The organism is Rhodanobacter sp. UC4448_H15, from assembly GCF_052978265.1.
Genome location: NZ_CM129665.1, coordinates 971162 through 997747 on the forward strand (window position 1 = coordinate 971162; position 26586 = coordinate 997747).

29 protein-coding genes are annotated in these 26586 nt (G+C 67.3%); 9 read left to right on the forward strand and 20 right to left on the reverse strand.

Annotated features, from left to right (window positions below; translation table 11 throughout):
* Positions 1 to 59 precede the first annotated feature (59 nt).
* Positions 60 to 1460 (forward strand): oxygen-independent coproporphyrinogen III oxidase, encoded by a 1401-nt coding sequence (gene hemN / locus ACVCMI_RS04235; protein ID WP_395116267.1) that lies wholly within the window; start codon positions 60 to 62, stop codon positions 1458 to 1460.
* A 35-nt stretch (positions 1461 to 1495) separates the two neighbouring features.
* Positions 1496 to 2257 carry a helix-turn-helix domain-containing protein gene (locus ACVCMI_RS04240; protein WP_395116269.1) on the forward strand — a complete coding sequence of 254 codons (762 nt, stop codon included), beginning with the start codon at positions 1496 to 1498 and terminating at the stop codon, positions 2255 to 2257.
* Between the two features lie 56 nt (positions 2258 to 2313).
* On the opposite strand, the gene ACVCMI_RS04245 is transcribed toward ACVCMI_RS04240, so the two are convergent.
* From ACVCMI_RS04245 to ACVCMI_RS04255, 3 genes are read right to left on the reverse strand one after another with little or no spacing between them, the layout of a single operon-like run.
* Positions 2314 to 3075: a glycosyltransferase family 2 protein gene (locus ACVCMI_RS04245; protein ID WP_395116271.1), complete on the reverse strand. Its 762-nt coding sequence runs from the start codon at positions 3073 to 3075 to the stop codon at positions 2314 to 2316.
* Positions 3072 to 3863, reverse strand: coding sequence for a beta-ketoacyl synthase chain length factor (locus ACVCMI_RS04250; RefSeq protein WP_447097334.1), 792 nt, complete (start codon positions 3861 to 3863; stop codon positions 3072 to 3074). The genes ACVCMI_RS04245 and ACVCMI_RS04250 overlap by 4 nt, the downstream gene beginning before the upstream one ends.
* A complete protein-coding gene (locus ACVCMI_RS04255) occupies positions 3860 to 5053 on the reverse strand; it encodes a beta-ketoacyl-[acyl-carrier-protein] synthase family protein (RefSeq protein WP_395116275.1) in 1194 nt (397 codons plus the stop codon). The genes ACVCMI_RS04250 and ACVCMI_RS04255 overlap by 4 nt, the downstream gene beginning before the upstream one ends.
* A 154-nt stretch (positions 5054 to 5207) precedes the next feature.
* Between ACVCMI_RS04255 and ACVCMI_RS04260 the strand changes: the two genes are divergently transcribed.
* Positions 5208 to 5891, forward strand: a complete 684-nt coding sequence (locus ACVCMI_RS04260) for a YdcF family protein (RefSeq protein WP_395116277.1) — start codon at positions 5208 to 5210, stop codon at positions 5889 to 5891.
* Positions 5892 to 5986: 95 nt separating this feature from the next.
* Positions 5987 to 6889, forward strand: coding sequence for an oxygen-dependent coproporphyrinogen oxidase (hemF, locus tag ACVCMI_RS04265; protein WP_395116279.1), 903 nt, complete (start codon positions 5987 to 5989; stop codon positions 6887 to 6889).
* 87 nt (positions 6890 to 6976) lie between these two features.
* On the opposite strand, the gene ACVCMI_RS04270 is transcribed toward hemF, so the two are convergent.
* A complete protein-coding gene (locus ACVCMI_RS04270; RefSeq protein ID WP_447097333.1) occupies positions 6977 to 7633 on the reverse strand; it encodes a hypothetical protein in 657 nt (218 codons plus the stop codon).
* Positions 7634 to 7775: 142 nt separating this feature from the next.
* On the opposite strand from ACVCMI_RS04270, the gene gpmA reads away from it, so the two are divergent.
* Together gpmA and ACVCMI_RS04280 are read left to right on the forward strand one after the other, a co-directional pair.
* On the forward strand, positions 7776 to 8519 hold the full coding sequence (gpmA, locus tag ACVCMI_RS04275; RefSeq protein WP_395116283.1) for a 2,3-diphosphoglycerate-dependent phosphoglycerate mutase: 744 nt from the start codon (positions 7776 to 7778) through the stop codon (positions 8517 to 8519).
* Positions 8520 to 8616: 97 nt separating this feature from the next.
* Positions 8617 to 9177: a DUF1453 domain-containing protein gene (locus tag ACVCMI_RS04280; protein ID WP_447097332.1), complete on the forward strand. Its 561-nt coding sequence runs from the start codon at positions 8617 to 8619 to the stop codon at positions 9175 to 9177.
* A 19-nt stretch (positions 9178 to 9196) separates the two neighbouring features.
* Here ACVCMI_RS04280 and ACVCMI_RS04285 read toward each other — a convergent pair whose 3' ends face one another.
* From ACVCMI_RS04285 to ACVCMI_RS04295, 3 genes are all read right to left on the reverse strand, one after another.
* Complete coding sequence (locus tag ACVCMI_RS04285; RefSeq protein WP_447097331.1) at positions 9197 to 10513, reverse strand: amidohydrolase; 1317 nt, start codon at positions 10511 to 10513, stop codon at positions 9197 to 9199.
* A gap of 95 nt (positions 10514 to 10608) precedes the next feature.
* On the reverse strand, positions 10609 to 11727 hold the full coding sequence (zapE, locus tag ACVCMI_RS04290; protein ID WP_395116289.1) for a cell division protein ZapE: 1119 nt from the start codon (positions 11725 to 11727) through the stop codon (positions 10609 to 10611).
* A gap of 8 nt (positions 11728 to 11735) precedes the next feature.
* The gene (locus ACVCMI_RS04295; protein WP_395121331.1) at positions 11736 to 12425 is read right to left on the reverse strand and encodes an alpha/beta hydrolase; all 690 of its coding nucleotides are present in this window, start codon (positions 12423 to 12425) and stop codon (positions 11736 to 11738) included.
* Between the two features lie 42 nt (positions 12426 to 12467).
* Between ACVCMI_RS04295 and ACVCMI_RS04300 the strand changes: the two genes are divergently transcribed.
* Both ACVCMI_RS04300 and ACVCMI_RS04305 read left to right on the forward strand, forming a co-directional pair.
* A complete protein-coding gene (locus tag ACVCMI_RS04300; protein WP_447097330.1) occupies positions 12468 to 13016 on the forward strand; it encodes an acyl carrier protein phosphodiesterase in 549 nt (182 codons plus the stop codon).
* A 105-nt stretch (positions 13017 to 13121) separates the two neighbouring features.
* Positions 13122 to 13322: a DUF3606 domain-containing protein gene (locus ACVCMI_RS04305; protein WP_447097329.1), complete on the forward strand. Its 201-nt coding sequence runs from the start codon at positions 13122 to 13124 to the stop codon at positions 13320 to 13322.
* On the opposite strand, the gene ACVCMI_RS04310 is transcribed toward ACVCMI_RS04305, so the two are convergent.
* The 9 genes from ACVCMI_RS04310 to ACVCMI_RS04350 form a co-directional block, all read right to left on the reverse strand.
* Positions 13312 to 14073, reverse strand: a complete 762-nt coding sequence (locus tag ACVCMI_RS04310) for a DNA adenine methylase (protein WP_447097328.1) — start codon at positions 14071 to 14073, stop codon at positions 13312 to 13314. The two genes, ACVCMI_RS04305 and ACVCMI_RS04310, sit on opposite strands and share 11 nt — an antisense overlap.
* Before the next feature lie 127 nt (positions 14074 to 14200).
* On the reverse strand, positions 14201 to 17029 hold the full coding sequence (locus ACVCMI_RS04315; RefSeq protein WP_447097327.1) for a phage tail protein: 2829 nt from the start codon (positions 17027 to 17029) through the stop codon (positions 14201 to 14203).
* Positions 17022 to 17249, reverse strand: coding sequence for a hypothetical protein (locus ACVCMI_RS04320; RefSeq protein WP_447097326.1), 228 nt, complete (start codon positions 17247 to 17249; stop codon positions 17022 to 17024). Before ACVCMI_RS04320 ends, ACVCMI_RS04315 begins: the two co-directional genes overlap by 8 nt.
* Positions 17249 to 17491, reverse strand: coding sequence for a hypothetical protein (locus tag ACVCMI_RS04325; RefSeq protein ID WP_447097325.1), 243 nt, complete (start codon positions 17489 to 17491; stop codon positions 17249 to 17251). Before ACVCMI_RS04325 ends, ACVCMI_RS04320 begins: the two co-directional genes overlap by 1 nt.
* A gap of 8 nt (positions 17492 to 17499) precedes the next feature.
* Positions 17500 to 18291: a phage BR0599 family protein gene (locus ACVCMI_RS04330; RefSeq protein WP_447097324.1), complete on the reverse strand. Its 792-nt coding sequence runs from the start codon at positions 18289 to 18291 to the stop codon at positions 17500 to 17502.
* Positions 18288 to 19994 (reverse strand): hypothetical protein, encoded by a 1707-nt coding sequence (locus ACVCMI_RS04335; RefSeq protein ID WP_447097323.1) that lies wholly within the window; start codon positions 19992 to 19994, stop codon positions 18288 to 18290. The genes ACVCMI_RS04330 and ACVCMI_RS04335 overlap by 4 nt, the downstream gene beginning before the upstream one ends.
* Before the next feature lies 1 nt (position 19995).
* Positions 19996 to 20952 carry a hypothetical protein gene (locus tag ACVCMI_RS04340; RefSeq protein ID WP_447097322.1) on the reverse strand — a complete coding sequence of 319 codons (957 nt, stop codon included), beginning with the start codon at positions 20950 to 20952 and terminating at the stop codon, positions 19996 to 19998.
* Positions 20952 to 21818: a hypothetical protein gene (locus ACVCMI_RS04345; RefSeq protein ID WP_447097321.1), complete on the reverse strand. Its 867-nt coding sequence runs from the start codon at positions 21816 to 21818 to the stop codon at positions 20952 to 20954. The genes ACVCMI_RS04340 and ACVCMI_RS04345 overlap by 1 nt, the downstream gene beginning before the upstream one ends.
* Positions 21818 to 24646 carry a phage tail length tape measure family protein gene (locus tag ACVCMI_RS04350; protein ID WP_447097320.1) on the reverse strand — a complete coding sequence of 943 codons (2829 nt, stop codon included), beginning with the start codon at positions 24644 to 24646 and terminating at the stop codon, positions 21818 to 21820. The genes ACVCMI_RS04345 and ACVCMI_RS04350 overlap by 1 nt, the downstream gene beginning before the upstream one ends.
* A gap of 39 nt (positions 24647 to 24685) precedes the next feature.
* On the opposite strand from ACVCMI_RS04350, the gene ACVCMI_RS04355 reads away from it, so the two are divergent.
* The gene (locus ACVCMI_RS04355) at positions 24686 to 24955 is read left to right on the forward strand and encodes a hypothetical protein (RefSeq protein WP_447097319.1); all 270 of its coding nucleotides are present in this window, start codon (positions 24686 to 24688) and stop codon (positions 24953 to 24955) included.
* Here the strand turns inward: ACVCMI_RS04355 and ACVCMI_RS04360 are convergent, their stop codons facing one another.
* Genes ACVCMI_RS04360 through ACVCMI_RS04375 form a run of 4 tightly spaced genes read right to left on the reverse strand, consistent with a single transcriptional unit; the run spans position 24956 to position 26585 of the window.
* Positions 24956 to 25081, reverse strand: coding sequence for a hypothetical protein (locus ACVCMI_RS04360; protein WP_447097318.1), 126 nt, complete (start codon positions 25079 to 25081; stop codon positions 24956 to 24958).
* Complete coding sequence (locus ACVCMI_RS04365; RefSeq protein WP_447097317.1) at positions 25081 to 25611, reverse strand: DUF6631 family protein; 531 nt, start codon at positions 25609 to 25611, stop codon at positions 25081 to 25083. The genes ACVCMI_RS04360 and ACVCMI_RS04365 overlap by 1 nt, the downstream gene beginning before the upstream one ends.
* A gap of 54 nt (positions 25612 to 25665) precedes the next feature.
* Positions 25666 to 26421 carry a phage tail tube protein gene (locus ACVCMI_RS04370; RefSeq protein WP_447097316.1) on the reverse strand — a complete coding sequence of 252 codons (756 nt, stop codon included), beginning with the start codon at positions 26419 to 26421 and terminating at the stop codon, positions 25666 to 25668.
* Complete coding sequence (locus ACVCMI_RS04375) at positions 26421 to 26585, reverse strand: DUF7210 family protein (RefSeq protein ID WP_447097315.1); 165 nt, start codon at positions 26583 to 26585, stop codon at positions 26421 to 26423. Before ACVCMI_RS04375 ends, ACVCMI_RS04370 begins: the two co-directional genes overlap by 1 nt.
* Position 26586 lies beyond the last annotated feature (1 nt).

Consider the following 26586-nt stretch of genomic DNA (forward strand, 5'->3'; position numbering starts at 1 on the left):
TTCCGGCGGGTTGATCCGGATCAAGGCGGACGGGCAGGGGGGTGGACAGACTCGTCCCCATGGCCACTCCCATCGAACCTCCCGACTTCGACCCTGCGCTGATTGCCCGTTACGACGTGGCCGGTCCGCGTTACACCAGCTATCCGACGGCGCCGCAGTTCAAGACCGAATTCGACGAAACCGTGCTGCGCGGCGTGATCCGGGCGTCCAACGAGGAGCCGATCCCGCGCCCGCTCTCGCTGTACGTGCACGTGCCGTTCTGCATGAGCCCGTGCTTCTACTGCGGCTGCAACCGCATCATCACGCGCGACCACAGTCAGGCCGATCGCTACCTCGAACGGCTGTACCGCGAGATCGAGCTGATCGCGCCGTTGTTCGACCGCGACCGTCCGGTGCGCCAGCTGCACTTCGGCGGCGGCACGCCCAACTTCCTCGACATCCGCCAGATGGGCGAACTGCTGGAATCGCTGGCGCGGCATTTCAGCTTCAGCCGCGCGGCGGATCGCGAATTCGGCATCGAGATCGACCCGCGCTTCGCCGACGGTGCCTATGTGCACGGCCTGGGCGAGCTGGGTTTCAACCGCATGTCGGTGGGCATCCAGGATTTCGACCCGGCGGTGCAGGAAGCAGTCAACCGCATCCAGAGTTTCGAGCAAACCCGCGAGGTGCTCGAGGCGGCGCGCAAGTCGTGGTTCCGCTCGACCAGCGTGGATCTGATCTACGGCCTGCCGCTGCAGACCGTCGAGGGCTTCAGCCGCACGCTGGAGCAGGTGGTGTCGCTCGACCCGGATCGCGTGGCCGTCTACGGCTACGCGCACCTGCCGGAGATGTTCAAGGCGCAGCGGCAAATCGCCGCAGCCGACCTGCCCGACGCCGCCACGCGGCTGGCCCTGTTCGGCCGCGCGGTGGCGCAGTTGTCGGCGGCGGGTTACGTCTATGTCGGCATGGACCATTTCGCCAAGGCCACCGACGAACTGGTGCTGGCGCAGCGCGCCGGCACGCTGCAACGCAATTTCCAGGGCTATTCGACCCACGGCCACTGCGACATCGTGGGGCTGGGCGTCAGCGCGATCGGCCGCATCGGCGACAGCTACAGCCAGAACGCGCGCGACCTGATGGGCTATTACGGGGCGCTGGACGCTGGCCGGCTGCCGGTGGCGCGCGGGCTGGAGCTGGATGAGGACGACCTGATCCGGCGCGAGCTGATCGGCGAGCTGATGTGCCACGGGGTGGTCGACAAGCAGCAGTTCGGTGCGCGCCATCGGCTGCTGTTCGACGAATATTTCGTGCGCGCGCGCGAACGCCTCGCGCCGCTGGTGGCCGACGGTTTGGTGGAAGACGACGCGCGCGAGGTGCGGGTGACCTCGCGGGGCCGTCTGCTGTTGCGTATCATCGCCATGTGCTTTGACGCCTATCTCGACGACAAGGCACAGGCGGCGCGCTATTCGCGCGTGATCTGATCCACGCAGCTCCGACCAGGCAACCCGATCGCATCATGGATTCCAAGCACCCGGCAGGGCGCCTGCCCGAGCCGCCCAATCCGATTGCCGACGACGGCGACGAGGCGCACTTCTGCGGTACCTGTGCGTTCTCCAGTGCCTGCATCGCTGCGGGCTACAACAAGCCCGAGCTGGCGCAGTTGCAATGCCTGGTCGAGCACGTCGGGCCGTTCCGTGCCGGCGAGCACATCTTCCGCACCGGCGATCCGTTCCGCGCGATCTTCGCGGTGCGCAGCGGCACGGTGAAAACCCGCATGGTGGACAAGGAGGGCCGCGAGCAGGTGCTGGGTTTCTACCTGCCCGGCGAGGTGATCGGCCTCAACGCGATCTATCCCGAGCACTTCCCCTGCGACGCGGTGGCGCTGGATACCTCGTTCTTCTGCCGTTTCTCCTTCCCCGCGATGAGCGCGCTGGCCTCGCGCATACCGGCAGTGCAGAAGCACCTGTTCCGCCTGTTGAGCAAGGAACTGGGCAGCGCCAGCCTGCTGGCCGGCGACCACAGCGCGGACGAGCGCATGGCGGCGTTCCTGATGGATCTCGCCGGACGCTATGCCGCGCGCGGTTTCTCCGCCACGCGCTTCCACCTCAGCATGTCGCGCGGCGACATCGCCAACTACCTGCGCCTGGCCGCCGAAACGGTGAGCCGCGTGCTGAGCCGCTTCCGCAGCCAGAACCTGATCCGCATCGAGGGTCGCGAACTGGAGCTGCTCAACCCCGATGCCCTGCGCCAGCTCGGCCAGGCGCTGCTGCCGGACTGAGTTCCAAGGTGTTCTGACCAGGCCGTCGTTCCAGCGAGGACTTGGCCATGGTGTCTCTAAGCTGCCGGCACGGCTTCCTCGATCACTCGCGGACGCGCGCGCGAGCGGCGATAGCTGGCGATGATGTCGCCGTAGTGGATCACCCGGCCGATCGTGTAGGTGGTGATGCGGGTGACGTCGCGCACCGGTTTCAGGTGGCTGGGGCGGAACGTGCCGTGGTAGCGCGAGGCGATCGGCACCGAGACGATGCCGAGTTTCTTCTCGCGCGAGGCGGCGATCAGGATGGCGGCCTCGAACACGAAGTTCTCCGCGGCCAGGTCGACCAGTTCCAGTGCCTCGCGCGGATACCAGCGCTGGCCGCTCTGGGTGTCGGCCACCGGTTGGGCGCAGGCCCACGAGATGCCCCAGTCGGCGACCGCGTTGGCCCGGCGACGGCCCTTCGGTTGCTGCGCCTTGTCCAGCAGCCGCGCGCCGATCACGATGTGTTGCGGGTAGCGCGCGGCGGCGGCGACGATGCGCGGGATGTCGCTGGCCAGGTGCTGGCCGTCGCCGTCCATCGTCAGTACCGCGTCGTAGCCCAGGCGCAGCGCCTCGCGGAAGCCCCGGCGCAGCGCCTCGCCCTTGCCGCAGCGTTGTTCGTGGCGCAGCAGGGTTACCGGCAGGCTGGCAGCGATATCCGGCGTGCGATCGTCCGAGCCGTCGTCGATCACGATCACCGGAGCCTCCAGCGCGAGCACGGATTCGATCACTGCGCGGATCGCCGCCTCCTCGTTGAGACAGGGGATCAGGACGCACCAGCGTGCGGTGGATGTATTCACGCGACCTTCTCCATGGCGATCTGCAATCCCAGCGCGGGGGCGGCGGCCAGCCGGCATGATCCCGCATTACTGGCCAGCACGGCGAGCAGGGCGAGGCTGCGGGCCGATGGATTGCCCCGGCACCAACCGGCCAGTGGCTCGGGCAGGGCATCGTCGGGCTGCGGCGGGGCCAGCTGCAGGTCGAGCCGGGCCAGCGTGGCCGCGCCCGCCGCAGGGGCCAGCACCAGCGCGCAGGCGAAAGGCTGGTCGCAGTCGGTGACTTCGGCCAGTGGCCAGCTGCCGGCGCCGTCGCTGCACACCAGCAACACCGCGCGTTGCTCGGTCAGCACCTGGCTGGCCGCTTCGAGCAGGCCGGCACCGAAGCTGGCTGCCTGCGCGGCGATCGCGGTGGACGGCGCGTGGCAGCCGGTGGCGATGGTCCAGTAGCCGACGGCGGCGTTGTGCACCGAGTTGTGGAAGCGGATCGGCGACAGCTCGGCCGGCGCATGGGCGAGCGTGGCGCACATGTAATCGGTGATCGTCTGGTCGCCGTGCGAGGAGGCGAACACGCACGCCAGCGTGGCGGCGTCGCGGCCGCTCATCGCGACCGCCTGTCCGGCCGCCTCGATCGCCAGCAGCACGCTGGCCGGCGCGCGCCGGCGCTCGTTCGGCGGCAGCGTGGCGGCAGTGGGGCGCGCCGGCGGCGGCGCTGGCGTCTGTCCGGCGAGCAGGCTGCGCAATGCGGCGAAGTCGGCCAGCTGCGGCGACCACAGGCCGATGCCTTCGACGTAGACGCGCAAGTCGCTCATGCGACGAACCCCGCGCGGGCGAAGGCCAGGCAGGCATTGTTGCCGCCGAAGCCGAACGAGTTGCTGAGTGCCACGTCGATGCGCTGCTGCTCGTTGTGCCAGGCGAACTGCGCGCCGCAGACCGGGTCGGGCGTGTCGCCGCCGAGGTTGCCGGGCACCAGGTCGTGTTCGATCGCCTGCAGCGCCATGGTCGCCTCGACGATGCCTGCGGCACCCAGCGTGTGGCCGGTGAAACCCTTGGTGGAGCTGGCCCGCGTGGTAGCCGGGAAGGCGCGCGCGACCAGCGCCGCTTCCACTTCGTCGTTCTTCTGGCTGGCGGTGCCGTGCAGGTTGATGTAGCCGACCTGCGCAGGATCGAGCCCGGCGCGCGCCAGCGCGTCGTTCAGTGCCAGCTCCGCACCGAGTCCTTGCGGGTGCGGCGTGGACATGTGGTGCGCGTCGCTGGATTCGCCGTAGCCCAGCAGGCGGGGTGCATCGGGTGCGGTGTCGATGCGCTCCAGCAGCGCGAAGCCGGCGGCCTCGCCGATCGAGATGCCGTTGCGCGCCGCGTCGAACGGCCGGCACGGCTCGGGCGAGACCAGTTCCAGCGCGTTGAAACCGAACAGCACGCTGTCGCACAAGGTGTCCACGCCGCCGACCACGGCCGCGTCGATCAGGCCCAGCCGCAGCATCCGCTCGGCGCTGGCGAACACCTTGGCGCTGGACGAGCAGGCGGTGGAGACGGTCAGGCACGGCCCTTCCAGTGCCAGCGCCGCGGCCACGAAGGCGGCCAGCGAATGCGGCGCGTGGATCGCCGGGCGCAGCATGTCGTCGGGAAAACCGCCGTCGGCGTCGAGCCGCCGATACGCCTCCTCGGTGGCGCCGATGCTGGCGGTGGAGGTGCCCAGCAGCAAGGCGACGCGGCCGGCGCCGTAGCGCGCGCGCGCGGCGCGCACGCGGTCGAGGAAGCCGTCCTGATTCAGGCCGAGCCAGGCCAGCCGGTTGTTGCGGCAATCCCATGACGCGAGCGCGGCGGGCAGCGCGGCGGTTTCCAGGCCATCGACGCGGCCGATCCAGCATGTCAGCGGCGCACTGCTGAAATCGTTCGGACGCAGGCCGCTGCGCTCGCCGCGCAACGCGTCGAGCTGGGCGTCGAGCCCGTGGCCGAGTGCCGACGTGGCGGTGTGCGCGGTGACCGCGAGAGGTGTCATCACATGAGGCATCGCGAAAGCCTAGCGGTCGCCCTGCAGCTTGCCTAGCCTGCGACCATCGGCGGAGTCCGATCGTGGCCAGCACGGCATGAAGATGCCGCGAACGTCGTACACCGTTAAGCTGTCGCGTCTCCCGCACCGACGATGCCTTGGCGTGTCCGCCCCGCGAAAACCCTCGAAATACCTGCGCGACGCCGACGTGCTGCATGCGGCAGTGGTCACCGGGCTGGTCGTGGTGCTCAGTGCCGGCCTGGTCTGGCTCGGCTATCTGGTCCATGTATGGCGCATCGCCACGCGCAGCCCGCTGTCGCCGCCGCGACGGATGACCGTGCTGGTGTTCGGCCGCCGGCTGGAACATGACGCGCCCGGCCATGATTACCGGCAGCGCCTGCAGCGCGCGCTGGTCCTGGCACGGCAGCAACAGACCGATCATCTGCTGCTGCTCGGCGGTTGCAGCGGCAGCGAGCTGAGCGAGGCCGCTGCCGGCGAGGCCTGGTTGCGCCAGCACGAGCTGACCGGCGACGTGCGCGTGGAGCTCGAACAGGATTCGATCGACTCGCTGGAGAACCTGCGCCATGCGCGCCGGCTGCTGCTGGAACGAGGCCACCTGCCGCCGGTGGCGCTGGTGACCAGCCGCTACCACCTTGCGCGCTGTCTGCTGCTGGCGCAGCGGCTCGGCTTCGACAGCATTGCCGTGGCGGCGGAACCGACGCTGCCGCGGCATGCGCGCTACCTCGGCCGGCTCGTGCTGGAAGCGGGCTACCTGATGTGGATCGACATCGGCATGCGCTGGGCGCGGTTGATCGGGCACGCGCGCATGGCCGCACGCATCAGTTGAATTGTGCCGGATCAGGCCGGCGCGGCGCTGCACCGCAGCCGGTCGCGCACGGCTGCTTGCTAAGCTTGGCGCCATCGAATCTTTCGGGCCAGACGATGAGTGCACAAGCCGACCTTGCCGAAACCTTCCTGCGCGAACTGCAGGACCGCATCTGCGCGGCGATCGAGCAGGCCGACGGCGGCGCACGCTTCGTCGAGGATGCGTGGACCCGCGCGGCGGGCGGTGGCGGGCGCACCCGCGTGCTGCGCGATGGCGCGGTGTTCGAGCAGGCCGGGGTGAATTTCTCGCGCGTGCATGGGCATCAGCTGCCACCCAGCGCCACCGCGCACCGGCCCGAGCTGGCCGGCGGCAGCTTCATCGCCACCGGCGTGTCGCTGGTGCTGCATCCGAAGAACCCGCACGTGCCGACCACGCATGCCAACGTGCGCTACTTCGAGGCCAGCAAGGAAGGCGTGGAGCCGGTGTGGTGGTTCGGCGGCGGCTTCGACCTCACCCCGTTCTACCCGGTGGACGAGGACGTGCGCCACTGGCATACCGTGGCGCGCGACCTGTGCGAACCGTATGGCCCGGACGTGTATCCGCGCTACAAGCAATGGTGCGACGAGTACTTCTACCTGAAGCACCGCGACGAAACGCGCGGCGTGGGCGGGCTGTTCTACGACGACATGAACGAGGGCGGCTTCGAGCGCTGCTTCGCGTTCACCCGTGACGTCGGCCAGGGTTTCCTCGATGCCTATCTGCCGATTGTCGAACGGCGCAAGGCCACGCCGTACGGCGAGCGCGAGCGCGAGTTCCAGCTGTACCGGCGCGGTCGCTACGTGGAGTTCAACCTGGTCTACGACCGCGGCACCTTGTTCGGCCTGCAGTCCGGCGGCCGCACCGAATCGATCCTGATGAGCCTGCCGCCGCGCGTGCGCTTCGAGTATGCGTACCAGCCGGAAGCCGGCTCCGCCGAGGCGAAGCTCGCCGACTACCTGAAGCCGCGCGACTGGGTCTGACGCAGCCGCGCGTAGGGCGGGCACCGCCCGCCGATGCCCGTTAGCATGTCGCGACCGCGGCGGGCATTGCCCGCCCTACGATCTGACCTACGGAGTGGCCCCGCTGAATTTCTCCACTGTTGCCCCCTTCACCGGGCCGATCGTGGCGCTGTCGCTGACTTTCAGTTCCACCTCGCGGCGGAACTCCAGCGTGCCCTGCACCACGGCGTGCGGGCCGATCACCACCACCGGCTTGCGGCTGTTGAAGTTGAACCAGCCGTTCTGCTTGTCGATCAGGATGCCGCCTTCGACGCGCGAGTTTTCGCCCACGCTGATGTCGCCGCTGACCGTGGCCAGACCGCCGGCGACGTGGGCGGCATCCAGCACGATGGCGCCGTTGACGTTGCCCAGCTTGCCGCCGACCTCGGCGCCGCGCGCCAGGCGGATGCTGCCGTTGACCGCGCTCACGTCACCACTGACCTTGCTGGCTTCGCCCAGCGTGATCGAGCCGTTGACGGTGTCCACCGCGGTGGCCTGGGCGCGGTCGCCGAGCTCCACCGCGCCGTTGACCGTGCCGGCCTTGCGCACGGTGGCGCCATCGCCGACATGGACCGCGCCGTTGACCGAGCTGACGTCGCCGGCCTGTTGGCCCGCCTCGACGCGTACCGCGCCGTTGACCTTGTCGATGTCGCCGTCGCGGGCCACTGCCAGGGCAGGCAGCAAGGCGAACGTGCACAGGAGAAGAATGGTCGAGATGCGATGCATGGCAGGCTCCGTGGTCGGTGGGAGTCTCTAGGATGCCGCCGCCGCGGCAAAGGTTTGCCATGACCTGTGGCAGGGTGCGGATTTGACGCTGCCGGAGCCGCACTGCACCATTCGCGGTTCATCCCGTTTGCTGAGCGCACCCATGCACAAGCTCGTCCTGATCCGCCACGGCCAATCGCAGTGGAACCTCGACAACCGCTTCAGCGGCTGGGCCGACGTCGACCTCACCGAGCAGGGCAGGGCGGAGGCGCGCGAAGCGGGCCGCCTGCTGACCGAAGGCGGCTACAGCTTCGACGTGGCGCACACCTCGGTGCTCAAGCGGGCCGTGCGCACGCTGTGGGGCGTGCAGGACGAGATGGGCCTGATGTGGCTGCCGGTGGTCACCGACTGGCGCCTCAACGAGCGTCACTACGGCGGCCTCACCGGCCTGAACAAGGCCGAGACCGCGGCGAAGTACGGCGAGGAGCAGGTGAAGATCTGGCGGCGCAGCTACGACGTGCCGCCGCCGCCGCTGGAGCGCGCCGCGAACGAGTCGGTGCACGATCCGCGTTACGCGAAGCTCGACCCGAAGGACATCCCCGATACCGAGTGCCTGAAGGACACCGTGGCGCGCGTGCTGCCGTACTGGCACCAGGTGCTGGCGCCGGCGATCAAGGCGGGCCAGCGCGTGCTGGTCGCCGCGCACGGCAACTCGCTGCGCGCGCTGGTGAAATATCTGGACGGCATCTCCGACGAGGCGATCGTCGAGCTCAACATCCCCAACGGCGTGCCGCTGGTGTATGAATTCGACGACGAACTGAAGCCGTTGCGCCATTACTACCTGGGCGACGCCGAGGCGATCGCGGCGAAGATGGCCGCGGTGGCCAACCAGGGCAAGGCGAAGTAGCCGGGATTCGGGCTTCGCCAGGAGCAAAATCGCCGGCAGCCGGTGCGGGTGCCTTCCCGAACCCCGGCCCCCAGTCCCTCATCCACCGGACCACGCCATGCCCGCCCATCTGACCAGTTATCTGATCATGCTGCCGCTGCTGGCCTGGATCGTGTGGCGGCGGGTCAGCCGGCAGTTCGGTCGCCAGCCGATCCGGCGCAAGCGGATGATCGCCCGCATCGTGATCTTCGCGGTCATCGGTGGCCTGCTGGCGCTGAGCGGTTTCCATCATCTGGCGTTGGCCGAAGGGTTGCTCGGCGGGGTGCTGATCGGCGCCGCGATCGGTCTGTTCGGCTTGCGGCTGACCCGCTTCGAGGTCGATCCGGCCAAGGGCGACTGCTACGTGCCCAATCCGTGGATCGGCGCCCTGCTCACCGTGCTGCTGCTCGGGCGCCTGGCCTGGCGGCTGATGGTGGTGTGGCCGCAGCTGCAGCACGCGCAGGCGGCGGCAGACGCGGGCACGTCGATGCAGCCGATGGGCTACGCGTCCAGCCCGCTGACCATGCTGGTGATCGGCCTGCTGGTCGGTTACTACATCGCCTATTACAGCGGCGTGCTGGTGCACCATCGGCGCTTCCTGCGCGCGCATCCTGCGGCGGCGGCCGCGCACGTCGAGTGATCCGGGGCGGCCCGGCGCTTCACGGCCCCGCGGCTCCCAGATAGTCCAGGCTTGCCTGCAGCATCGACTGCATGCCGACCTTCAGGGCGCCCTCGTCAAGGAAGAACTTCGGCGAATGGTTGGCCGGCGCGGTCGCGGCATCCTGGCCTTTCGGCGTGGCGCCGACGAAGAAATACACGCTGGGGACCGCCTCGGCGAACAGCGCGAAATCCTCCGACGCCATCCACGGTTTCGCCTCGCGCACCTGCGCTGCGCCGTTGATGCGCACCAGGCTGGCGCGCACGTCTGCGGCCAGCTTGTCGTCATTCACCAGCACCGGGTTGCTGAGCAGGGGAATCTGCTCGTCCACCGTGGCGCCATGCGCGGCGGCGACGTTTTCGGCGATGCGCTTGAGGCCGTCCAGCGCCTGCTTCCGCATGGCGGGGTCGAAGGTGCGCAGCGTGCCTTGCAACTCCACCTGGTCGGGCACGATGTTGTAGCGCGCGCCGCCATCGACGATGCCGAAACTGAGCACCGCCGGAAGCTTGCTGATGTCGAGCTGGCGGCTGACGATGGTCTGCGACGCGCTGATGATCTCCGCCGCGGTGACGATCGGATCGATTCCGTTCCACGGCATGGCACCGTGGGTCTGGCGCCCGTGCACGACCAGCTTGAACCAGTCCGAGCCGGCCATGGTCGGCCCCGGCCGCACCGAGACGGTGCCCACGTTGAGCGAGCTGACCACGTGCATGCCGAACATCGCATCCGGCTTGTAGTCGCGGAACATGCCTTCCTTCAGCATCAGCTCGGCGCCACCCTCCTCGCCGGCCGGTGCGCCTTCCTCCGCCGGCTGGAACACGAACAGCACCGAGCCGTGCAGTTGCCTTTTCATGCCGGCAAGCGCCTGCGCGATGCCCAGCAGCATCGCCGTGTGCGCGTCATGGCCGCAGGCGTGCATCACGCCGGTCTCCTTGCCGCGGTACTCGCCCTTCGCCTTCGAGGCGAAGGGCAGGTCGACCTCTTCGGTCACCGGCAGCGCATCCATGTCCGCGCGCAGCGCCAGGCGCGGCCCGGGCAAATCCCCCTTCAACAGCGCGACCACGCCGGTGTGGGCGATCCCCGCATGCACTTCCAATCCCAGCTTCTTCAACTCCCTGGCCACGAGCGCCGAGGTGCGCACCTCGCGGTTGCTCAGTTCCGGGTGCTGGTGGATATCGCGCCGCCACGCGGTGACCTGCGGCAGCTCCTGCTGCACCATGGCCTCTACCTGACGGGTCGGCGTCTGGCGGGTATCGGCGGCGTGCAGCGGCGAGGCGACCAGGGCGGCAAGCGCCAGGGCGAAGGCGGTGCGATGCATGGCTGTCTCCATGGCGGGGGTCGCTCGATGCTAGCGCCTGGACAGGCTGGTGCCTACGTGATGGCCGGCCTCTGCGCCGCGCAGGCGCCGCCGGCTCATTCGGGTCGATGCTCCAGCGCGAGGTATTCCTCGCTCTGCATCTCGATCAGGCGCGATTCGGTGCGGCCGAATTCGGCGCGCAGGCGCTCGCCGTCGTAGAGCTCGGTGATCGGCGCGGCGGCGGAAAGCACCAGCTTCACGCGCCGGTCGTAGAACTCGTCGACCAGTTGCACGAAGCGTTTCGCCGCGTCCTCGCTGTAGATGGTGAACTGCGGCACGTTGGCGACGATCACCGCCGGGCCGGCCTTGGCCAGCGCGATGTAGTCGGCCACGGCGCGCGGGCCCTCGCACAGCGCGGCGAACTGGAACCACAGGATGGTCTCGGCGCGCTTGTGGAACGGGATGTCGCGGCCGTTGATGCGCAGCATGCCGTCGAGTTCGATCGCGCCACTGGCCTGGCTGGCGAAGATGCGCTCCAGTGCGCGATGCGACTCGGCGCCCGGCGGGGTGAGGTAGACCGGCGCCTGGGTCAGCGCGCGCAGGCGCCAGTCATGCGCGGAAACCATCTCGACCACGTGGCAGTGCTGCTCGATCAGCGCGATCGCGGGCAGGAATCGGGCGCGCTGCAGGCCGTCCTTGTACAGGTTCGCCGGCGCGGTATTTGAGGTGGTGACCAGGCTCACCCCGCGCTCGAACAATGCGTCGAGCAGGTTGGCCAGGATCATCGCGTCGCCGATGTCGTTGACCAGGAACTCGTCCAGGCACAGCACGCGGCAGCGTCCGGCAATGCCGGCAGCGACCTCCACCAGCGGGCTCTGCCGCTCGCCCAGGGCGCGCAGGCTGTCGTGCACCTCGCCCATGAAGCGGTGGAAATGCCGCCGCAGCACCACGCCGTGCGGCAGGCTGGCGGCGAACAGGTCCATCAGGAACGTCTTGCCGCGACCCACGCTGCCCCACAGGTACAGTCCGGGCACGGCCGGCGGCGGCTCGTTGCCCAGCAGCGATTTCAGCCGGCCGAACAGGCCGCCTTCGCCGGCAGGTTCCGCGCACAGTGCCGCATGCATGCGGTCGAACTCGGCCAGCAGCGCCAGCTGGGCGGGGTCGGACTCCCAGCGATGGGCGGCCACGCCTTCGGCATAACGCGCGCTGGGCGCGAGCAAAAACGTTTCGGTCATGGAGGGGGTCAGGCCTGGCGTGTCGGCGGCAGCCAGTCGCGCACGGCGTGCTTGATCGCGCCGCGCAGATCCATCAGCCGGCGATGGAAGAAGTGGCTGGTGTCGGGCATGCGCACCAGTTCGGGCGGGTGTTCCAGGCTGTCGAGCCAGTCGAACACCGCCTGCGGTTCGACCACCTCGTCGGCCTCGCCCTGCACGACCAGCCAGGGGCAGGTCGGCGGCGTGATCGCATCGAGCCCGTAACGGCCCGCCGGCGGCGCGATGCTGATCAGCGCATCGGCGTGCAGCGGCGCCGCCTGGGCGATGCTCACGCCGCTGCCGAACGAGAAACCGGCCAGCCACAGCGCATCGTCGGGTCGCACGCGACGCACCCAGGCGACCACGGCGGCGAGATCGTCGCGCTCGCCGCGGCCCTTGTCGAAACTTCCCTCGGAACTGCCCGCCCCGCGGAAGTTGAAGCGTACGGTATCCAGCCCCGACTCGCGCAGCGCGCGTTCGACCATGGTCACCACCTTGTTGTGCATGCTGCCGCCTTCGCTGGTCAGCGGGTGGCAGATCACCGCCACGCCTCGGCGCGCGCCGTCAGGCTCGGCGATGTCGGTGACGGTTTCCAGCTTGCCGACCGGGCCGGTCAGCACGAAACTGGCGGCGACATCCGGAAAGCCGGCAGGGTCGGCAGGGAACGAGGCGGGTTTCATGCCCACGATGATAACCGCGACGCCGCACTGCCGCCCGCGGCAATGAACCATCTGGCGCATGCGCTGCTGGCCGGCGATGACGAGGCGCTGCAACTGGGCGGCCTGCTCGGCGACTTCGTGCGCGGCCAGCCCGATCCGGCGCAGTTCCCGCCACGGGTGATCCGCGGCATCCGCCTGCACCGCGCCATCGACGGTTACACCGACGCCCACCCCGCCGTGCTGGCCGCCAAGGCGCAGCTGCCGCCGCCGTATCGCCGCTACGCCGGCATCCTGCTGGACATGTGGTTCGATCACTTGCTGGCCCGGGAATTTCCACGCTGGAGCGCACAGCCGCTGGAGGACTACTCGCTCGGCCTGCGTGGACTGCTGCGGCGGCGCGATGCCTTGCTGACGCCTGCGTTGCGGCGGTTCCGCAGTTACATGGAAGCCAACGACTTGCCTGGCGGCTACGCCGACCGAGCAGTGCTGGGGCGGGCGCTGGTCGGGATCGGGCAACGATTGACGCGAGCCAATTGTAAGCGGCCACTTGGTTTGCAAAGTCGGGACACTTGGTTTGCGGAGCGCCGCGGAGGGGGAATGACGGCATCGTAATGGGCCGTTGAAGGGGGTTCAAACCACGCTTGTGCGGCCGGCGCCTACAGGGCCCCGCTGCGGGGGATGATTCCGCTGCCTGATCCTGGCCGGCAGGATACAGGCATGGACGAGCGAATCGACTTGCGCAGCCCGCTCAGCCGGGCGCACTGGTGCGGCAATTTCAGCTGTAGCGACGCCGAGCTGCTGGCGGCCGTGAGAGCCACGCACAGCACGGACGTCGGGACGGTAGGGCTGTATCTGGCCACCAGGCATGCCCTGGAGGACTTCGACCAGCCCACCGCCCGTGGTTCCGCTACCGGGTGACCATGAGCAGTTCGCCGGCGGCCTTCCTGCCTCCACCGATGGTGTAGGTGGCGGTGAGTTTGCGCTGCTTGAAGCGGGCGAACGCGCGGCGGATGTCGGGGTGGTCATTGATGCTGAGGATGGCGCGGCCCAGCAGGTTGGCCATGACTTCGGCGAGCTGCTCGTATTCCGTCCAGGGGAACGCGTTCGCGTAGCCCTCGGTCTGCCAGTATGGCGGGTCGAGGTAGAACAGGGTGTCGGGGCGGTCGTAGCGGCGGATGCAGTCTTGCCACGGCAGGTGCTCGATGGTGACCCTGGCCAGGCGCAGGTGCGCGGCGGACAGGTCCTCCTCCAGACGTAGCAGGTTGAGGCGTGGCGGTTGCATGGCCGAGGTGCCGAAGGTGTGGTCGCTGACCTTGGCGCCGAAAGCCAGCTTTTGCAGGTAGAGGAACCGCGCGGCGCGCTGGATATCGGTCAGGGTCTCGGGTCGCTCCATCTTGGCCCACTCGAACATCTCGCGGCTGGCCAGCGCCCAGCGGAACTGACGCACCAGCTCGTCCAGGTGATGGCGGACGCAACGGTACAGGTGCACCAGTTCGGAGTGCATATCGTTGAGCACCTCCACCGGCGCCGGCGTGGCACGCATGAACAGCAGCGCGGCACCGCCGGCGAAGGGCTCGACGTAACACTGATGCGGGCTGTCAAAGAGCGGGAGGATGTGCTTTGCCAGCCTGCGCTTTCCGCCGGGCCAGGCGAGGATCGGTTTTGCCATGTTGCGTCTCCACTTCTGAGATCGTTGGTTCGTACGCTGGCCCCGCCGTGATCACGGAAGGGGCCGCGCTTGATCCACGCTCACTCGTGGGGAAAGGCCGGGCTGTTGACGCAGCCCGGCGCTCCGCTTAGGGCCGGGTGAAGATGCGGGTCATACCATTTGTCCATCCCGTTTGATTGCTCACCGCCCATTCATTGACCCATGTGCCGTCGAGGCCGGTGGTGCTATCGGCGCTCGATTGAATTCGGAAATCCTTCGGGCCTTGTCCATAAACGGTTGGGCCGTCGGGACGCACCTGAATCGAGACCTCGGCCACTTGCGACGTGGTGGGAAGCTGATAGGCGAGTATCCAGGGGCCGCCAAGCACGGCGCTGCTCGCCCAGAACGTGGATGCATTCGCGTCGAAGGCCTTCGACGCAATATAGGTACCCGAGTACGTGGCGTTGGCGGCGGCGACCCCACCCACGCACAAGGTGCTTCCGCCAGAAACCGCACGCAGTTGCAGTTCGGCGATGCTCGATCCATCAGGGCTGCCATCGCTCGCGGTGATGTAGATGCGCCAGTATCGGCGCGCGCCGCTCACCGTGATCGGGAGGTTGACCGTCGACGCGCTGCCGTTGGCGTCGGTGACCGTGAAGCTCACTGACGATGTGGCAATCTCGCCGCCGGTGCCGTCATAGCTGATCAGGCCGGCCGCATCCATCGTGACGCCAGCAGGCAGCGCCCCGGAGCTGTAGGTAAATGGCGCGGTGCCGAACTGTTCGGTGAGCTGGTAGCCGGATGCGGTGCCGGCGACGAAGGTCACGAAGGTGCTGGTGATCTGTGGGGCGCCGAAAGAGAACGTCGCCGTCAGCGGTTGCCAGCAGGTATAGCCATCGCGCACGGCCTCGACCTCGATGCGCACGATGCCACTGCCGGGGTTCGCCGGCGTATGCGTGGTGCCGGTGATGCCGGCGGTAGTGGACTTGAGCACGCCGTCGAGATAGGTGCGCACGGTGTACGTCGTCCCCATTTCCGGGCCGACATTGGCGGCGGTCGTGTCGATCAGCTGATCGGCCTGCAGGCCGCGGTCGCGGTGCGACCAGGTCAGCACCAACGCGCTGGGCACGCTGGCGGGGTACGCCACGCCATTGATCTTGAGGTTGCCGGGCGGGTACGGGCGGATCTGACGCTTGTTGAGCAGGATGCTGGCCGTGGTGGCCAGGGCCGGATCGAGCTTGCCGTTGCCGGCGTTGGTAAGCAGCTTGGCCTCGATGGTTTCGCCAGTGGTGTATTCGGTACGGTCAGCCGCGGTGAAGTGGTCGGTGCACCACACTCGCGCGCCCAGCGCATGTTCGGCTGGAACGGTGTCGACGCAGCCGCGGGCGAGCGTGGCGGTGCCGGCGGCGGCGTCGATCGCTTCGACGCGGAAGAGCTCGTCATCGATCAGCGCCTCGCTGCCGATGGCTACCAGGTCCAGATCCTTGGGGCTGGTGAGCGTGATGGCGACCGGCACGGCGCCGACAGGCACGGCTGCAGCCAGCAGGCCGGTAGGCGCGAAGTCACCGGCGGCGACTTCGGTGAAGGCGCCGGTGGTGCCGATGCGTGTGGTCAGCGCGTAGTTGATCGGCACGCCGGCGGGGCGCGCAGCCAATGAACCGACGTAGCCGGCCAGCGCCGTGACGGCAGCCAGATCGGCGGCGCGCAGGTTGGCGGCCAGGTCGCGATAATTGGCTTCGACCAGGCGCTGTATGGTGATCGGCTGGGGCGCAAGGTTAGGCGCCGTCCACAGCGGCGGCTGCGCGACCAGATAGGTGGTGGTGGGCAGCGCATAGACGTCTTGCGCGCAGCTGAGCGTGATGGTGTTGATGGTGGGTGTGCCGCGGTCGATATCGAGCACGCGGATCGGCATGCGCGAGAGGTTCAGGCGCGACCAGCTGAACGCCAACACGTCGCCCTTACGCACGTCGAGCGAGGAAAACACTTTGAGCTTCATGCGCGCCGGCAGGCTGCTGCTGGCATGCAGGTCGCGCATGCCAAGCCGCAGGGCCAGCTCTGCATTCCAGACGCCGTCGTAACGCACGGATTGGCTGACCACCCGGCCCTGCGCCTGGATATTGGCCAGATTGTTGATGGCGGGCGTGGCCGCATCCTTGTTGGTCTCGCTGTCGTGATAGGTCACGACGATCTGGTTCACCGAGCCGGCCAACGCGCTCTGCTCGTAGCTGACCAGATCCACGATGTTGGATTCGTCGACCAATGGCACCGTGTTGATGTCGTAGTCGCCGCGGTAGAGCTTCAGATATTGCTTGCCGGTGGTGGGGTCGTCGACGAAGTCGCCGCCCACGTGATCGCACACCGTGCGAATGAAGTTGCCGGTCACGTCGCTGCGTGACCACTTGAGGCATAGGCCGAGACCTTCGTCATGGAGCGTCTGCGCCGCGGCTTTCATGCGCACCAGGTCCAGCGCCTGGTCCGGGTTGCGGCCCAGACCGGTAGTCGGGTCCGTGATGGCACGGTAGATGAAATGCGCCCCGTTCATGCCCTGATCGATCTGGCACAGGCCCGGCTCCCAGACGGGCGTGCGCCAACCGGCGGTCCAGCGCTGCACCTGGAAGCCCCAGGGTTTGATGTATGGGTTCAGCGCACCGACGATGCCGCGGTACACCAACATCACCTTGCCGCGGAAGGCCGGCATGGGCGTGCCGAGCTGGCTGACCAGGTAGGCGTTGGGCATCTGGTCGGCCTCACCCATCATCAGGTCGGCGGTGCCCTGGATGCCGCCCTCCTTCTTTTCGCCGCCATAGAGCTCGGGCGCGTTGATCGTGATCGGGCCGCTGGTGGTGGCGTTGCCGGACCATGCCAGGCGGCCGCCGCCGGTGATTTTGCGCAGGGCATCGATCGGGCCGGTGCTGAGCCCGAACAGGATGCCCATCTGGTACCAATAGCCGATGGTGACCTTGCCGCCCTTACCCATTGTTGGCCTCCGCTTCCGCGCGTGCGATCGCCACCACGCGTTGGGCGTAGGCGTCGTCGATGGCCTCGGCCTGGCTGATCGGCAGGCCCTCCTCGGCCAGTTGGCGCAGATCCACATGGTGGCGATCGCACCAGGCACGGATGCTCGGGGCGCATAGCACGCCGGTGCCACCCAGCTTGGCCGCGCGCACATGCTGCATGGTGATACGGATCTCGCTCATTACTTGCCGCTCGATACCTGGATGGGCGGGTAGACCTTCAGATCGCCGTACCAGGTGATGTTGGGGTCATCAATCCAGACCGTGCCGCCGAAGTCCACGACTTCGCGGCCGTCCTCGACCGTAGGCACGTCGAAGTCGGTCAGTGCCGGCGGCTTGGCATTCTTCGGTTTGGGGGCCAGCGCGATCGCGAGGATCAGCGAGATGACCATGACGATCAGGTATACCCAGGTAATCGGGTCCATGTCGGCTCCTAATAGATGGGGTCGCTGCCCATCGGGTTCTTGTCGGGGATAAACGGATCGCCGCCGTAGTTGATCGCGTTGTTGAATTTCTGGTCGCATGTGGTGAGCGTGTGATCGTCGCCGGGGTAGGTGGCCACCACGGTGCCGACGCCGAGTTGTGCCGGACGCAGCAGAGTCAGCACAGTGCCAACATGCGAGACGATGGGCCGACGTTCGATGACGCCGTCGACGCTCCACTCGATCCAGCCGCCGTCGAACCAGCCATCCGGCTTGTCGGCCCATGCCGCGGCCGTGACCGTCAATCCGACAACGGAGATGATGGTGGCGTTCACCCGCATGGTCTCGCGATCCACGTTGCACTCGCCCAACCCAGCGCCATAAGTGGTCAACGGACAACCTTTCTGCCAGTTGCGCTTGAGCCCGAGGCCCTTGAGGCTGGCCATCGGCGGCAGGCCGTGGATGATCGCCTTTGTGGTCGACCACTCGACACTGCCGATCACGCCGACCCAGCGTGTTTCGATGACGCCATCGCTCTTGCGTTGGCGTCGCAGGATCATCTCCACGTCCTGCATCGGCGCGGTGCCGCGGTAGAGATCCAGCAGTGGCAGATCCACGGGTACGGACAGGTCGAGCACGTTACGGGTGAGGTCGCCGCTTTCGGCCAGGCCGCTGCGCTTGATGTTGGCGTAGGTGTAGGGCTGGCCGAGGTATACCAACGCCTTGTTCTCGGTGACGTAGCGCCAGTGCTGCACGCCGCGAGCGAACTCGTAGAACTCGATCCAGCGGCTGATGAAGCTCACGGCTCCTCCTTCGGCACGCCGACGAAAGTAGTGCCGGCCGTGGCCGTGCCCGTGCTGTCGTGTACGTGGCCGATCTCCACGCGGTCGCTGCTGAGGCCGGCCAGCATCATCCAGTTGATCTGCCGCACCTGCGCCGGCGCGATCGGCGCGCCGATCGCGGTGTCGATGGCGAGTTGCTCGGTTTGCGCGTCGACCTCGACGGCGTTGGTGAGTCGGCGGTAATACACCGTGCCGGTCTTGAGTTCGATGCGGATGTGCGTGCGGCCGGGTTTGCCGAAGGCGAAGCGCGTGATGCCCGATGCCACCACGACCATCGACGTGGCCGAGGCCGTCATCGGTGCGGCCAGCGTGATGTCCGCGTTCCAGCTGGGCACCCAGGCGACATTGCCGCGGCCGTTGAACCAGTAGAGCAGACTGCGCAACGCGGCCCGCGCCGCGCGGCCCTGCACCAGCCAATAAAACGGCTGGCTGATCCATGTCTGGCCGCTGATGTCGTCGAGGGTGGGCGCACCCAGATCGTTGTCGATCGTGACGATCTGCCGGCGATAGGCGGCGGCCAGGTCCTGCGGTTCATCGGTGCGGGTTTCCAGCACCGGGATGCCGAGATACATGGCGGCCGGCGCGACGGCTGGCCAGGCGCAATCCTCGGCGGCCATGAAGCGCACCTGCGCGTCGACGCGTTCGTCATGCTTGCGGTTGAGCGTGGGGAAATCGGTGAGCGTGGCCGTGCGCACCGGCACAATGCGGTCGCCCTTGCCCCAGCCGTTGGCCAGCGGCTGCTTGAGTGTGATGGATGCGGTGGTGAGGGTGAGGATTTCGGCGAGCTCGAAGCTCGATGCCGAGCGGTAGAACGCGACGAGGCCGCCCTCGACATAGTCCAGGCCGGTGGTGTCGAACGCGATCACGCTGGCGCCGGCGGCGATCGGCGCGGTCAGCCAAGTCATGTCGACCCACACAGGCAGAGCCCAGGTGCGCGAGCTCCAGTCGTACAGTGCGTTCTCCATGATCTGGCGCTCGACGCCTTCGGCGATCACGCCAAACTCCCATTCGCGGCGCGGCGCCTCGCGGCATGGCTGGCGCAGCTGGCTGCCGTCGGCCGCATCCTGTACGTCGGTGAGCCAGCTGAGTGTCTCGGTGAGATTGTTGGCCCAGTCCGGCGCGATCATCCAGGCGGTGAGGCGGTTGCCGGTGATGATGGCTTCGACCGGATCATGACCAGCGAAAAGCCAACGCAAGGTGGCGTCGATGATCGGTGGCCCGGACGTGTCGATGGCAACCGACCAAGTGCGTTGCTGCAACGACGCGAAATTCAGCGGCAGCGCGCCCTCGCCCGTGAGCGTGATGCCATCGAGGCGGAGCGTGAGCAGATCCGTCAGCGTCAGCGATCGATCCGGCCACGCATTCCAGACCTCCAGCTCGCGCGTCTGTGCGGTAATGAGGTTGCCCAGGTCCAAGCGGCTGGGGATCACGTGCACCCGGAAATAGAAGTCCGCCAGATAGCTCGGCGGCATGCCACCGCCAAGCACGCGTGCCGAAGCGGTCACCGGGAGCTGGTTGATCAGGGTATTGCCGAAACGCTGTGCGCCGTCGATCGCGTGCGGCGGCCAGTAATCGACGCCGTATCCATGCATCGCCTTGGTGAGCGCCGGCGTGACGAGCGCGCCGAGCGCCGACCTCATGAGGTTGCCGGCCAGCACGCTCATGTCATGGCCCGTCGTAACGCACGGCCCAGCCGAGCGTGCCGGAATGCGTGACGTTATTGCCACCATCGCGCGCGCCGGCGAACTTGCGGAACCACGGGTAGATCCGCCAGCGATCCGTGCCCAAGGTGATGATGTCGCCCGGGGCATAGTTGTCGATGCGGATATAGCGCGCGTGCGCCAGGCTGCCGGCGATCGAGCGCCAACCCGACCCGCGCGCCACGCTGGGCTGGATCGGCATCAGCACGGATTCGCCGTTCCATGTGTTTGGCTGGCGACCCATGCGCGGCTGCAATTGCCCGCTGGCATTGGCGCGGGACCCGGCCGACGAGTTCACGCTGTTGTCATTGGTGCCGGACCAGCCGGCATCCCACCCGTGATGGATGAACGAGTTGTACAAAGCCACTGCCGTCGCCGCCTGTCCCCAGAACAATGCGGCGCTGGTAGGGCGGTCCACCGCACCGCCAAGCTGGGTCACGCCGGTGGGCTCGATCCAGATGTTGCAATTGCCATTCAACCGCGGCTGGTTCGAGGAAGTGGCGCCGTACCACACGCCGGTGCCCGGCACCCCCGGCGCGGGGCTTTTGCCGAAAGCCAGCCAGGCGTAGTACTCCACCGAGTAGCTCGCCACCATGTAGACCTCGTCAGGCGAGGTATGGATGTGGATGTCGTAGTTGATCGGTGACGTCAGCAACGGCGTGCTGCCCACCGGCCCCACATAGCAGGCGGCGGGACCAGCGCCGGTGAGGTTGTTGCTGCCATCGATGCCGGTGCCACCCAGAATGGACAGGAAATTGGTGCCGCCGGCCAGCGGCGCGCCGTCGACGATCTTCGCATCGACATAGACGCCGCTCTTGGAGAGCACATTGCCGCTCAATGTCCAGCCGTTGGCAGTGCAGGCGCCGCGCAATGCGGCGAGCAGATCCGTGACCGTATTGGCAGTGCCGCTGACGTGCGCCATCAGTTGAGCCTCATTGCGTAGTAGGCGTCGAATCCGCTGCGCCAGACGTCCTGGATCACGATGTATGTCACGCCGTCGATCACCAGGGTATTTTCGGTGGCGTTGGGGCCGTAGCCGGTGATCTGATAGATGCCGTCGAGCTCGCCGAGGTCACCCAGTGCGCTGTTGAATACGACGGGCAACAACTGATAGGTGGTATCGGTCACCCAGATGCGCGTGTTCACGCCGTCGCTGCCGTTGCCGTTGAACATCGGGCTGTTCCACGGCGCGCATTCGGGTTGCTGCCAGCTGCCGTCTAGGAAGCGCAGCAGGCAATTGGCGCGCGCGCCACGGTACGGGATGGCGTGATTGACATCGGAGAAGCGGATGGGTGGCAAGCCCGCCAGCATGCCGGCCACCACCAGCGGGTAAGGGAATTGCGAGGGCGTGGCATAAGGCAGGCATTTGCCCACGTAGGCGCTTTCATAGACCGGGTTGCCGACCTTCAACGCCATCGCGACGCGCTGGCCGTTCACCGCCAGCCAGTAGTCGATGCGGGTGCTGGTGGCCGGAATGCCGGATTCGGCATAGCCCGGCTGCGCCGTGAAGGCGTTGCCGGCGACATAGCCGGTGAAACCCGCCACCGAGAGGTTGTAGTAATCGAGGATGACATCGTGATAGCTGCGGAACCCGATGAAAATTTCCTCGGTGCCGCTCAGCCCCACGCCCTTCATGATTAGCTCGCGATTGCTGCCATCGGTAGGATTGAGATAGCGCAGCGTGGTCCAACCGTTGGCCTCGGCGAAGGTCTTGATCTTGAGCAGCATCTGCCAGTGGGCGAGGCCCTCGCTGCCGGTGTTGTCGACGAATCCGATTTCGTAGGCCATCAGCGTGCGATCTGCCGGATCTTGGTTTCGTTGCGCGAGATGATGTTCATGACGCTGGTTTCTCCATCGCCGCTGTCCAGGTAGTCGCGGACCAGGGCGGGGTCGATGACGTTGACGTTGCGCAGCGCGACCTGGGTGCCGGGCCGCGAATCGTTGGCGGCGGTGGTGGGCAGGCGCGTGCGTGCGATGGGTGCCGGCAGGCGCGGCGCATCGTTGAGCGGGTTGACGTAGCCGCCGTCGGCGTAGCCGTAGGCGATGGCATGACGCAGGGCGTAGAAGCCGGATGGACCGCCGAGCGCGGCGATCTCGCGTTGGTTCAGCACGCCTTCGCCGCGGTGGACCACGCCGGCGACCTGATACTTGCCGCCGTGGCCGGTGTAACCGCCCTCCGCGAAGCCGCCGACGCTGCCAATACTGTTGGCGATGAGCAGCGTGGTGGCGGCTGCCTGCAGCTTGTCGGCATTGCTGCCGAGCAGCGCGGCCGCACCGCCGACGACGCCGCCGGCCACCGCCAATTTGGTGGCACCCTGGCCGATGTCCTTGTTCTTGTCGCCGCCGCCGCCGAACAGGTTGCCCAACGCGTCGATCGCCTTGGCGGCCAATGCGCGCGCGGCGACCTGCGCCAGGCTTTGAATCACCGTGCGGGCCAGCGTCTTGAACGCTTCGCCCACCGTCATGGTGCGGGTTGACAGGCCTTCCAGAGCCTGTTCCAGACCGCTGGTCAAACCGCTTTCAAACGCCGTTTTCAGGTCGTTCGTCTGCAGCTTGAGGCGGCCCAGCTCGGCCTCCAGGTTCTTCAGCTGCTCGACCGCGCGCGGGTCGCCGGTGGCGGCCACCAGTTCGCGCATCTTGGGGATGAGCTGATCGAGTTGGGCGGCGGTGGCCTGGTGCAGATCGAGGATCTGCTTGCGCGCGGAATACTCGCTGATCAGGCCGGCCTGTTGCTCGGCCTGGATGCTCTGCTCCTGCCGGCTGGCGCCGGCCAGCACCTGGTCCACCTGTTGCTGCAGCTGCTGCAGTTGCGCGCGCGCCTCGCCCACGTTGATCAGCGATTTGACCAGGCGCACGCCGGCCTCGTCGCCACGGCGCTGCAGATCCGCCAGCAGCTCGCCGTACTGCGCCTCGATCTGCAACCGCGCCGCCTCGCCCTGCTGGCCGGTGGCCTGGAGGTAGGCGATGTTGAGGCCGCGCGACTGATCCGCCAGGGCGCGATCGCGCGCCTGAGCCGCCAACGTCTGCACCTGGCTGACCTGCGCCTGCACCGCCGTAACATCGCCACCAGCGGCGATCGCCTTGCCGCCAGCAGCCGTCGCGGCCAGCATCGCCTTGGTGTACTGATCCCAGATGCCCGTGACCGGTCCCAGCGCCGTGTTGCCGAGGGACAGAATCTGGTTTTGCAGCTGTTGCTGGGCGGCTGCGAGCGCGTTGGTGGTGTCCTTGGCCGCCACGGCCTTGGGTTGGGTGCGCTCGAACTGCGCCTGCGCGCCGGCCAATGCCTTGGCCAGGTCTGCGTTGATCTTGTCCGCATCGTTCGGCGCGGCCCTGATGGCCGCTGCTGCGGCATCCTTCAGCTCTTTCACGCGGTCGGCGTATTTTTGCGCCGCACTGCGGTACTGCAGAACGGCCGCATGCAGCACATCCGCGCCGGCTTTGCCTGCTGCGTCGGTCTGTTTATCGGCGCCTTGCGCCTCGGCCGTTTTCTGTTCCTGGAACTGCAGTTCGCGGAGCGCGGAAACCTGAGCGTACAGGCTGTCGATGCGCTGCTGGGCGAGGCGCTTGACGCCGGGAATGTTTCCCGTGAGCGGATTGTCGGCCAGGTCCTGCGCCGCACCGATCTTCAGGTACAACTGGTCGATCTGCTGCCCGAGATCCGCGCTGCCCCATTGCTTGATCAGCGCGATGCCGTGCGAAATCTCGCTGTGCAGATCTTTATAGGCCTGCTGGATGATGCCCAGGTTGGCGGCGTCACGCTGCTGGCGTTGCTCCAGTGTATCGGCCAGCGTGCGCATGGTGAGCGCATCGGCATCGGCTTCGCGACCGTGATCCTGCAACGCCTGGATCTGCAGGTACGTGGTGGTGGTGAGGAAGTGGAACTGGTCATCCAGCGCCTTCACTGCCTGCGCCGGGCTGCCTTGCAGGCGCAGGATCGAGGCGACGGACTTGTCGATGCTCTGACCGGTGAGCGCCGACATGGCCACGGCCGCGCGTGTCGCGTCGGTCATGCTCTCCGCGGTCACACGGCCGGACTGAGCGAACAACAGGATCGCGGTGCGTGCGTTTCCGTAGCTGCCGGTTGTCGCGCCCACCTCGATCGCCAGGTTGCGCATCTGGGTGCCGGTGGTGCCGGCGTAATTGCCGGTGGCGATCAGCGCACGGTCCAGCGTCTGCGCTTCCAGGTAACCCTTGACGGCCACTGCGGCAAGGGCGGCCAACGTCACTACCGTCAACCCTATGCCCAGGCGCAAGGCCGAAATGTCGCCCAGGGTCGCCCGGCTGTTGGTACCGAGCGTCGCCACGTTGCCCGCGGCGCCGCTGATGTCACCACTCGCGAGGTTGCGGCCCAGACTGACCACTTCACGCCCCAGACCTCTGGCGCTGGTGCTGGTAGCGTCCATGACCGTCTGCGTTTGGCCGAGCTGTTTGTTGAGGCTCGCCGCCTCTGCCTGCATCTCGCCGATGCGCTTGCCTGCGGCACCCAGCAGATCCGCGCTGGTCTTCGAGGTGTCGCCCGTTGCCTTGACGGATTTGGTCAGGTCATCCAATTGCTTGCGGGCCGACTCCAGATCGGCTTTGATGCGGAGCGCGATTTCCAGGTTGCGGTCGGCCACTGTTATGCTCCCGCCGACCCATCATGAAGGGGACTCGACATGGCACTGGTTACCTGCCCCGACTGCGCCGCCAAGATCTCCGATGTGGCGCCGGCTTGCCCGCACTGCGGACGGCCGCGCGACGGCATGACCACCATGCTGGGCCGCGCCAACGGGCAGCACGGCGCGACGAAGGTGCTGTCGGTGCTGTTGCTGTTGGTGGGCGGGTTCATGTTCGTGTCCGGATCCTGGCCGTTGATTGGTGCGTTTCTCGCCATCTGCGGCATCGTGTGCCTGATCATCGCCCTGGCGACGGACAGGCGCGGCTGATCAGTCCTTTCGCAGGGCCTCCACCAGCGCCCCCATCTTTTGGAGTGCGTCCTTGCTCTGGCAGCCACCGTAGCCATTGGCCACGGCTTCGATCAGGTTGGCCTGTTGCTTGTCGCGCAGATGCATCAGGCGGCCGTGGAAGAGGCGGAGCTGGCGCTCGGTGTATCGGCCGAGCTGCTCGGGGGTGCCGAAACCGGCATCGGTGAGTTCGACGTAGACGTCTGCCCAGCGAACAGCTCCTGACGTCGCATGCGCTCCCTCGCCCGGCGCAGCAACTGCCGCAAAAAAAAAGGGCCGCAGACTTCCCACCAGGTGACCAGCAGTGCATCGCTGTCCGCGTCGCCCAGCGCCTCCACCCACGCCAGTTCGACCTGCGCGCTCAGCGCGATCACCGGATTCATGATCTCGCGGTATTCGCCGACCACCGCCAGCACGTCGTCGGTCAGACCTTCCGAGTCCTGAAAGAGCTTCTCCAGCGCAAGCAGGAACGGCCGGGTTTGCGCACGGACCTGAAGGCCCCTTGGGTGGTCGTATTCGTGCACTGTGATGGCGCGGCCGGCGATCGCGATGTCACGATCGGGATGCGAGATCGAAAGATCATCGCGGCCCGTATCGGGCCGCTTGACGGGTTTCTTGGTGGTGACTTTGCGGGCCATGAATAGTCCTTGCGTGGACTCGTCGCGCCGGCATGGCGCGGCGAGTCAATGACGTCAGCCCGGCAGTTCGATCTTGCCGAAGCCGCCCAGGGCGCTGTCCGCCGCGTTGATCGTGTCGAACAGCACCGAGCCGCCGAGCTGCAGCTGGCCGAAGTCGTCGCTGATCAGGTCCAGCTGCGAGATCGGGTCGAACGCGCAACGCCACAGCCGCACGATCGCGCGCGAGTTGTCGACGGTGTTGATGCCGTCGAGGAACAGGTAGCGCTCGGGGATGTCGCCCGTGAACATCGTCACGTCGGTGCCACCGGCATAGCTGTAGGCGGCCTTGAACGGCTGGGTATAGGCGCCGAGCGCCTTGAGCGTGATCAGGCCACCATGCGCGGATTCGATCGCATAGTCGGTGTCCGGGGTCAGGGTAGCCGGACCGACGGCGCTGTCCGTGATCACCACCGAACTGACATTGCCATGCGCCAGCGCGATGGTGTTGCCGACAACCAGGTCATCTGGGAACGCCTCGGCGGTCGCCGTGCCGCTGGTTACCTGGTTGACCGTGCCGTAAAGGCCCAATGCGAGCTGCTTGGCGCCGAAATAGTTCAGCGTCATGGAGAGTTCGACCTTCTTGCCCTTCTTCAGCTGGGCCGACTGCACGCGGTTGCCGCTGAAGCTCTCGGTGCGGTCGCTCTTGTCGGTCGAGAACTTGAGCTGCAGCGTGGGGGCGTCGCCCACCCATTCCAGCGCGAGCGGCTTGCCATCGGTGCCGCGGCTGCCGAGCCAGATCTTGCCCTGGAACGAGAAATCCTGCATGTCCATTACGCTTTCTCCTCGGCGGCGGCGCCGCGCTTGGTGGACGACAACGGCGCGATCACTTTCTGATCGGCCAACCAAGTGGCGTCGTGATCGGCCACGTCGATCTCGTCGCCGGCCTTGTGCGGCTTGCCCGCATGGGTATGGTCTTTCAGCAGCTTGACTTTCATG